A 7,452-nucleotide genomic window follows, 5' to 3' on the forward strand; every position below is an offset into this window, starting at 1 on the left:
ATGCCACACACGACGGGTTCAGGCAGTGCTCGCAGATGCGCGGCAGGTAGAACATGAAGGCCTTCTCGAACTCGGCCTTCACCTCTTCGCTCATCTTCTTGAGGATCGGGTCGTCCTGCATCGTCTCGAGCGAACCGCCGAGGTCGTCGTCCCAGTTGGCCGACCACGAGATCTTCATGTCCTCGCCGGTGAGCAGGCTCTTCGGCCGAGCGACGGGCGTCTGCTGCCCCTTCGGGGCGTTGAGCAGCATGTCGTAGTCGTAGGTCCACGGCTCGTAGTAGTCGTGGATCTCGGGCAGCTTCGGGTTCGAGAAGATGCGCGCGAGCTTCGACAGCCGGCCACCGCTGCGCAGCTTCAGGCGGCCGCGCTTGGTGCGCACCCAGCCGCCGCCCCACTTCTCCTGGTCCTCGTACGTGCGGGGGTAGCCCACGCCGGGGCGCGTCTCGACGTTGTTGAACCAGACGTACTCGACGCCGGTGCGGTTGGTCCACGCCTGCTTGCACGTGACCGAGCACGTGTGGCATCCGATGCATTTGTCGAGATTCATGATCATCGACATCTGAGCCATGACCTTCATCAGTACTCCACCTCCTGGCTGCGGCGGCGGATCTGCGTGATCTCGTCGCGCTGGTTGCCGGTCGGACCCAGGTAGTTGAACGCCCATGCGAGCTGCGCGTAGCCGCCGATCAGATGGCTCGGTTTCAGCAGGATGCGGGTGAGCGAGTTGTGGATGCCGCCGCGCAGGCCGCTGGTCTCGGCGATCGGCACATCTACCGTGCGGTCCTTCGCGTGGTACATGTACACCGTTCCCTCGGGCATGCGGTGCGAGACGATCGCGCGGGCGACGACGACGCCGTTGCGGTTGTACGACTCGATCCACTCGTTGTCGCGGACGCCGATCTTCGCGGCATCCTGCGTGCTCATCCAGATCGTGGGGCCGCCACGGCTCAGCGACAGCATGAACAGGTTGTCCTGGTACTCGGAGTGGATCGACCACTTCGAGTGGGGCGTCAGGTAGCGCACCGTCACCTCGGTCTGCCCGGCGGCGCCCGGCCCCGCGATGCGCTTGGTCGTGCCGACCTTCTCGGAGTCGAAGAGGCGGTGCATGTCCAGCGGCGGTCGGAACACGGGCAGGCTCTCGCCGAGCTCGCTCATCCAGTCGTGGTCGAGGTAGAAGTGCTGGCGGCCGGTCAGGGTGTGCCACGGCTTCAGGTGCTCGACGTTGATCGCGAACGCGGTGTAGCGACGGCCGCCGTGCTCGGAGCCCGACCACTCCGGCGAGGTGATGACGCTGCGCGGCTGCACCTGAACGTCCTGGAAGGTGATGTGCGAGCCCTCGTGGTCTTCGGCGAGCTGCGCGATGCGCTGGCCCGTCTTCTTCTCCAGTTCGCGGAAGCCCTGCACGGCGAGGCGGCCGTTGCTCGTCCCCGAGAAGGCGAGGATCATCTCGCACGCCTTCTTGTCGGTGTCCAGCAGCACGCTGCCGGTGTACGGGCCCGACTGCACGACGCCGTTCTTCTGCTTCAGCTGCTCGATCTCGCGGTCGGGGTGGTACGTGATCGCCTTCGTCGTCATGCCGAGCTTGGCCGTCAGCGGGCCGAGGGACTTCCACCTCTCGTAGAGGTTGGGGTAGTCGCGTTCGACGACGATGAGCTTGGCCATCGTCACGCCCGGTACGAGCGGCGCGTCCTCGGGGACGGTGCCGTGCGGGGTCGCCATGACGTCGGGGGTGTCGTGCTGCAGCGGCGAGGCCACGACGTCCTTGCGGACGCCCAGGTGCACCGCCGCGTACTCGCTGAACTTCTCGGCGAGCGCCCCGAACAGATCGAAGTCGGTGCGCGTCTGCCACGGCGGGTTGATCGCCGGCGTGAACGCGTGGATGAAGGGGTGCATGTCGGTCGAGGACAGGTCGTACTTCTCGTACCAGGTCGCCGCCGGCAGCACGAGGTCGCTGAACAGCGTCGTCGAGGTCATGCGGAAGTCCGCCGTCATCAGCAGGTCGAGCTTGCCTTCGGGTGCGTTCTCGTGCCACACCATGTCCCGCGGGCGCGACCCCTCGGGCGACTCGGGCGCGCGGACGGCCGAGTCGGTGCCGAGCAGGTGCTTGAGGAAGTACTCGTTGCCCTTGCCCGACGAGCCCAGCACGTTGGCTCGCCAGATGGAGATGACGCGCGGGAAGTTCTCCGGGGCGTCGGGGTCTTCGACCGCGTAGTGCAGCGACCCGTCGGTGAGGGAGTCGACGATGTGCGCGGCGGGCTCTTTGCCGGCCGCCTCGGCCTCGTCGCACAGGTCGAGCGGGTTGCGCGAGAAGGTCGGGTAGGCAGGCATCCATCCCCGCTTGACCGACTCGACGAGGCAGTCCGCCGTCGTCCGGTCCTCGAACTGGCCGCGGGCGAGCGGAGAGGCCAGGGCGGATGCCGGCAGGCCGTCGTAGCGCCATTGGTCACTCGCGAGGTACCAGAACGCCGTGCCGATGTTCTGCCGGGGCGGGCGGTTCCAGTCGGCGGCCGTCGCGTACTGCGAGTAGCCGGTGATGGGGCGCACCTTCTCCTGCCCCACGTAGTGCGCCCAGCCGCCGCCGTTGACGCCCTGGCATCCGGTCATCGTCGTCAGCGCCAGGAACGTGCGATAGATCGTGTCGGAGTGGAACCAGTGGTTGGTGCCCGCTCCCATGAGGATCATCGAGCGGCCGCCCGAGCGCTCGGCGTTGTCGGCGAACTCGCGGCCGATGCGCGCGGCCTGCGCCGCGGGCACGTTCGTGAGCTCTTCCTGCCACGCGGGCGTGCCGGGCGTGGTCGGGTCGTCGTAGCCGGTCGGCCACTGGCCCGGCAGTCCGTCGCGCGCGACGCCGTACTGCGCGAGCAGCAGGTCGAACACGGTCGTGACGAGGCGGCCGGCGACGCGGCGCACGGGCACGCCGCGGGTGACGGTGCCCGTCCCGCCGGCGTGCGCCTCGTCCTCGCCGCCGGGCGTGACGTCGAAGCGGGGGAGGACGATCTCGACCGATTCGGTCGTGTCGTCGAGGTCGAGCAGCGACAGGGGCGGCACGACGCCCTCGAGGTCGAGGTTCCACCGCCCCTCGTCCTCGGGCGTGAAGCGGTGGCCGAGCGACCCGTTCGGAACGACGGGGGTGCCGTTCTGATCGAGCAGGACGGTCTTGAAGTCGGCACGCGGGACGGCGGCATCCTCGCCGCCCAGGTCGCTCGCGGTGAGGAACTTGCCGGGGACCAGACCCGACGGGTGCTCCTCGAGCGCGACGAGGTAGGGCGCGTCGCTGAAGCGGCGCATATAGTCCTCGAAGGGCGCGGTGCGGCGCTGCACGAAGAACTCCGTGAGGATGACGTGACCCATCGCCATCGCGAGCGCGGCGTCGGTGCCCGGGTGCGGTGCGACCCACTCGTCGGCGAACTTCGTGTTGTCGGTGTAGTCGGGTGAGACCGTGACCACCTTCTGGCCGCGGTAGCGCGCCTCGGCCATGAAGTGCGCGTCGGGCGTGCGCGTGACGGGTACGTTCGAGCCCCACATCATGAGGTACCCGGCGTTCCACCAGTCGGCGGACTCGGGGACGTCGGTCTGGTCGCCGAACACCTGCGGGCTCGCGACGGGGAGGTCGGCGTACCAGTCGTAGAAGGACAGGATCGTGCCGCCGACGAGGTTCAGGAACCGGGCCCCGGCACCGTGGCTGACCATCGACATCGCGGGGATCGGCGAGAACCCGGCGACCCGGTCCGGGCCGTACTCCTTGACGGTGTACACGTGTGCGGCGGCGGCAATCTCCATCGCCTCGTCCCACGTCGTGCGCAGCAGGCCGCCCTTGCCGCGGGCGCTCTTGTAGGCGCGCGACTTCTCGGGATCCTCGACGATCGAGGCCCACGCGTCGACGGGGTCGGGATGCGTGCGCTTGGCGTCGCGGTACAGCTCGGCGAGCGTGTCGCGGATGTACGGATACCGCACGCGCGTGGGGGAGTAGGTGTACCAACTGAACGCGGCGCCGCGGGGGCATCCGCGCGGTTCGTACTCGGGCGAGTCGGGGCCGACGGACGGGTAGTCGGTCTGCTGCGTCTCCCACGTGATGATGCCGTCCTTGACGTACACCTTCCACGAGCACGACCCCGTGCAGTTCACGCCGTGCGTCGAACGGACGACCTTGTCGTGCGCCCAGCGGTCGCGGTAGAAGACGTCGCCGCTGCGCCCACCCTCGAGGAAGACCGCCCGCAGATCGGGGCTCGTCTCGCCGCGGCGCAGGAACCTGCCCATCGTCAGCAGGGTGTCGGCCAGCGGCCCGTCCGTCGCGGGAGTCGTGCGGATCTGGGGCGTCATCGGTCCTCCTGGCTGCCGGTGTCACCCCAGTATCGACAGAAATCCCTGGGGCGAGCGCGTGCTTCACCGTATTTAATCGCGACTGAAGGTTGGTCACTATGGGGACACGGCGATCCGCGTGAATTTCAACGGTGAACCTCTGTGGCGCGCCCTGTTCGTGGGTCTACCGTGAGCGTGACGATTGGAGTCGCCGTGACAACGAAGGTCCCCGACGCGCCGCCGGCCGCCGATCCCCGCCTGAAAGGCGGGCTCGGCCAGGTCATCCTGGCCACGCTCGCCTCGACAGCGGGCTTCTGGGCCTGGATGGCCATCGCTCCGCTGCAGAACATCTACGCGGAGAAGATGGGCCTCGACCAGGGGCAGGTCTCGCTCATGCTCGCGACACCCGTCCTCGTCGGTGCGCTCGGCCGCATCGTCGTCGGCGCCCTCACCGACCGATTCGGCGGGCGGAAGATGTTCACGGGGGTCCTGTTGGCGGCGGTCCCCGCTGTGCTGCTCGTGGCGCTGGCCGGATCGATCGGCAGCTTCTGGCTGCTCGTGGTCGCGGGGTTTCTGCTCGGCATCGCCGGCACGATCTTCGCCGTCGGCATCCCCTTCTCCAGCGCGTGGTTCCCGCCCGCGCGGCGCGGCTTCGCGAACGGCATCTTCGGCATGGGCATGATCGGCACGGCGGTATCGGCCTTCGCCACGCCGCGCCTCGCGCAGAGCATCGGCTACTTTCCGACCCATCTGCTGATCGCCGGTGTCCTCGTCGTCATGGCCGCACTCGTCTGGTTCTTCCTGCGCGAATCGCCTGCCTGGCAGCCGAGCCGACAGCCCCTCGTGCCGAAGGTGAAGGGCGCCCTCAAGCTCGCCGTCACGTGGCAGATGTCGTTCCTCTACGCGATCGTCTTCGGCGGCTTCGTCGCGTTCTCGACGTACCTGCCGAAGTACCTGGTGACCATCTATCCGGACGACGTGGATGCCGTCGGCGCCGGCACGCGCACGGCGCTGTTCGCCGCGGTCGCCGTCATCGCCCGCCCGATCGGCGGTGTGCTCGCCGACAAGTTCGGGCCGAAGATCATCTCGCTGGTGTCTCTCGCCGGGATCGTCGCGGCGGCGTACGTCGTCGGGCAGCAGCCACCTGAGGGGGTGCTCACCGGGTTCGTGTTCCTCTTGATGGCATTCGCCATGGGCCTCGGCATGGGCGCCGTGTTCGCGTGGGTCGGCCCGTCCACCCCGCCCGACAAGGTCGGCGCCGTCACGGGTGTCGTCGCCGCGGCCGGGGGCCTGGGTGGCTACTTCCCGCCGCTCGTGATGGGTGCGACCTACCACGCCGAGACGAACTCGTACGCGCTCGGCCTGTGGCTGCTGGTGCTCGTCGGGGCTGCGGCGCTCGTCGTGGCCGGCATGCTGCGCGACGCGCGACCGGCGAAATAAGCGCGGGGCGCGCTTCAGGCGTCAGCGGGGCGCAGGCGCAACAGCAGCTCGCACTGGTGGTCGGTCACCAGGGGGAGCAGGCGGTCGACCTCGAGGGGGCCCTCGGCGCGGTCGAGCACGTCGCGGATGAGGCCCTCGTGCACGCGGCACACGGCGTGCCCGTGCTCGGCGACGAGCGTGTGGAACCGGCACGGCGACAGCGCGACCTCGAGGTTCTTCTCGTCGAGATCGGGTTCGAGCCCCAACTCGTCGAGGTGCTCGTAGAGCGCGTCGAGCTGGTGCATGGCATCCTCATCGAGCTCGGGCGCTTCGGATGCCATGATGCGGCGTAGCAGGTCGCCGTGGCGCTTCGCTTCGTCGACGCGGCGCTGCGCCATCTCGTTGTCGGTCGTCGCGCGCACGGGGAAGTACACGGCCGGCGGGCGTCCGCGGGTGGGCCGGCGCTCGGTCTCGCTGCGGATGATCCCCTCGGCGATCAGCACGCGCACGTGGTCACGCAGGGTGTTCGCATGCAGGCCGGTCTCTTCGGAGAGCTCGGCGAGCGAGATGCCGGGACGCTCCATCACGAGGTACGCGACCTCGAGGCGGCTGGCTTGTGCCAGTCCGCGGTGGGCGTGCATCGGGCGGGGCATGCTTCATTATCCGTCGGATTCTCCCGTGCCGGGGCCGGACGGGGCCTGGTCGGCGCGGCGTAGGCTGGCGATGTGTCGACCCCCGCCGCCGTCATCACCGTCTCGGACCGCTCTGCCGCGGGCATCCGTGCCGATGCGGCGGGCCCCATCGCGGTCGCGGCGCTGCGTGATGCGGGCTTCGACTGCGCCGAACCGGTCGTCACGCCGGACGGGGCGGATGCCGTGCAGAGTGCGCTGCAGGCGGCGCTCGCCGCAGGGGCACGCCTGATCGTGACGACGGGTGGCACGGGCCTGTCGCCGCGTGATCAGACTCCCGAAGGCACGGCGCGCGTGCTCGAGCGCCTCGTTCCGGGGATCGCGGAAGAGCTGCGCCGGCTCGGCGCCGCCGCGAAGCCTGCCGGCATGCTGTCGCGGGGCCTTGCCGGTGTCGTGGGAGACGCCCTCGTCGTCAACCTGCCCGGGTCGCCCGCCGCCGTCGCCGACGGGATGCCCGTGATCCTGGCCGTCGCGGCGCACGTCCTCGACCAACTCCAGGGAGGAGACCACTCATGACCGCGATACGCATCGCCCGGATCAGCGACACCCCACTCGACATCGCGGCGCACCTCGCCGCCGTCGAAGACCGCGCAATGGGTGCCGTGGCATCCTTCGTCGGCACCGTCCGCGATCACGACCCGGAGGCTGCGGGCACCGTCGTCGCGCTCGAGTACTCCGCCCACCCCGATGCCGAGGCGACGCTGCACGACATCGCCCTCGCCGCGATCTCGACGCGCCGCGCCGCGGTCGCCGTGAGCCATCGCATCGGGCGCCTTGAGGTCGGAGATGCCGCGGTGGTGATCGCCGTCGCGACGCCGCACCGAGATGAGGCGTTCACAATCTGTCGCGAGATCATCGAGGCGATCAAGCGCGAGCTTCCGGTGTGGAAGCGTCAGCTCACCGACGACGGTGCCGCGACCTGGAAGGGCATCGGCGGGTAACGGGTCGCCCGCTCAGCCGCCCGCGAACGGCGGCAGCACGTCGACGGTCGCGTCGATTGCCAGCACCGTGTCATCGCCGACGCGGCGGCCGCCGACGAGCACGG

General features: G+C 69.4%; 5 protein-coding genes and 1 pseudogene. 3 read left to right on the plus strand and 3 right to left on the minus strand.

All coding sequences use genetic code 11. The annotated features are described in order from the left end of the window. Window positions 1–577, minus strand: a pseudogene (narY, locus tag ABS64_RS01265) (nitrate reductase subunit beta); the annotation flags it as partial. Continuing rightward, the gene (locus tag ABS64_RS01270; protein WP_292680237.1) at window positions 577–4,320 is read right to left on the minus strand and encodes a nitrate reductase subunit alpha; all 3,744 of its coding nucleotides are present in this window, start codon (window positions 4,318–4,320) and stop codon (window positions 577–579) included. The gene ABS64_RS01270 and the pseudogene narY, both read right to left, overlap by 1 nt. A gap of 192 nt (window positions 4,321–4,512) precedes the next feature. On the opposite strand from ABS64_RS01270, the gene ABS64_RS01275 reads away from it, so the two are divergent. Beyond that, window positions 4,513–5,739 (plus strand): MFS transporter, encoded by a 1,227-nt coding sequence (locus ABS64_RS01275; protein WP_280525015.1) that lies wholly within the window; start codon window positions 4,513–4,515, stop codon window positions 5,737–5,739. A gap of 14 nt (window positions 5,740–5,753) precedes the next feature. Here ABS64_RS01275 and ABS64_RS01280 read toward each other — a convergent pair whose 3' ends face one another. Then, window positions 5,754–6,371, minus strand: a complete 618-nt coding sequence (locus tag ABS64_RS01280; protein ID WP_288783169.1) for a winged helix-turn-helix transcriptional regulator — start codon at window positions 6,369–6,371, stop codon at window positions 5,754–5,756. Window positions 6,372–6,443: 72 nt separating this feature from the next. Between ABS64_RS01280 and ABS64_RS01285 the strand changes: the two genes are divergently transcribed. Together ABS64_RS01285 and ABS64_RS01290 are read left to right on the plus strand one after the other, a co-directional pair. After that, window positions 6,444–6,923: a MogA/MoaB family molybdenum cofactor biosynthesis protein gene (locus ABS64_RS01285; RefSeq protein ID WP_141379825.1), complete on the plus strand. Its 480-nt coding sequence runs from the start codon at window positions 6,444–6,446 to the stop codon at window positions 6,921–6,923. Beyond that, on the plus strand, window positions 6,920–7,348 hold the full coding sequence (locus tag ABS64_RS01290) for a molybdenum cofactor biosynthesis protein MoaE (RefSeq protein ID WP_141379826.1): 429 nt from the start codon (window positions 6,920–6,922) through the stop codon (window positions 7,346–7,348). The genes ABS64_RS01285 and ABS64_RS01290 overlap by 4 nt, the downstream gene beginning before the upstream one ends. Window positions 7,349–7,452: the final 104 nt, after the last annotated feature.

This window comes from Microbacterium sp. SCN 69-37 (assembly GCF_001724435.1).
GTDB lineage: Bacteria > Actinomycetota > Actinomycetes > Actinomycetales > Microbacteriaceae > Microbacterium > Microbacterium laevaniformans.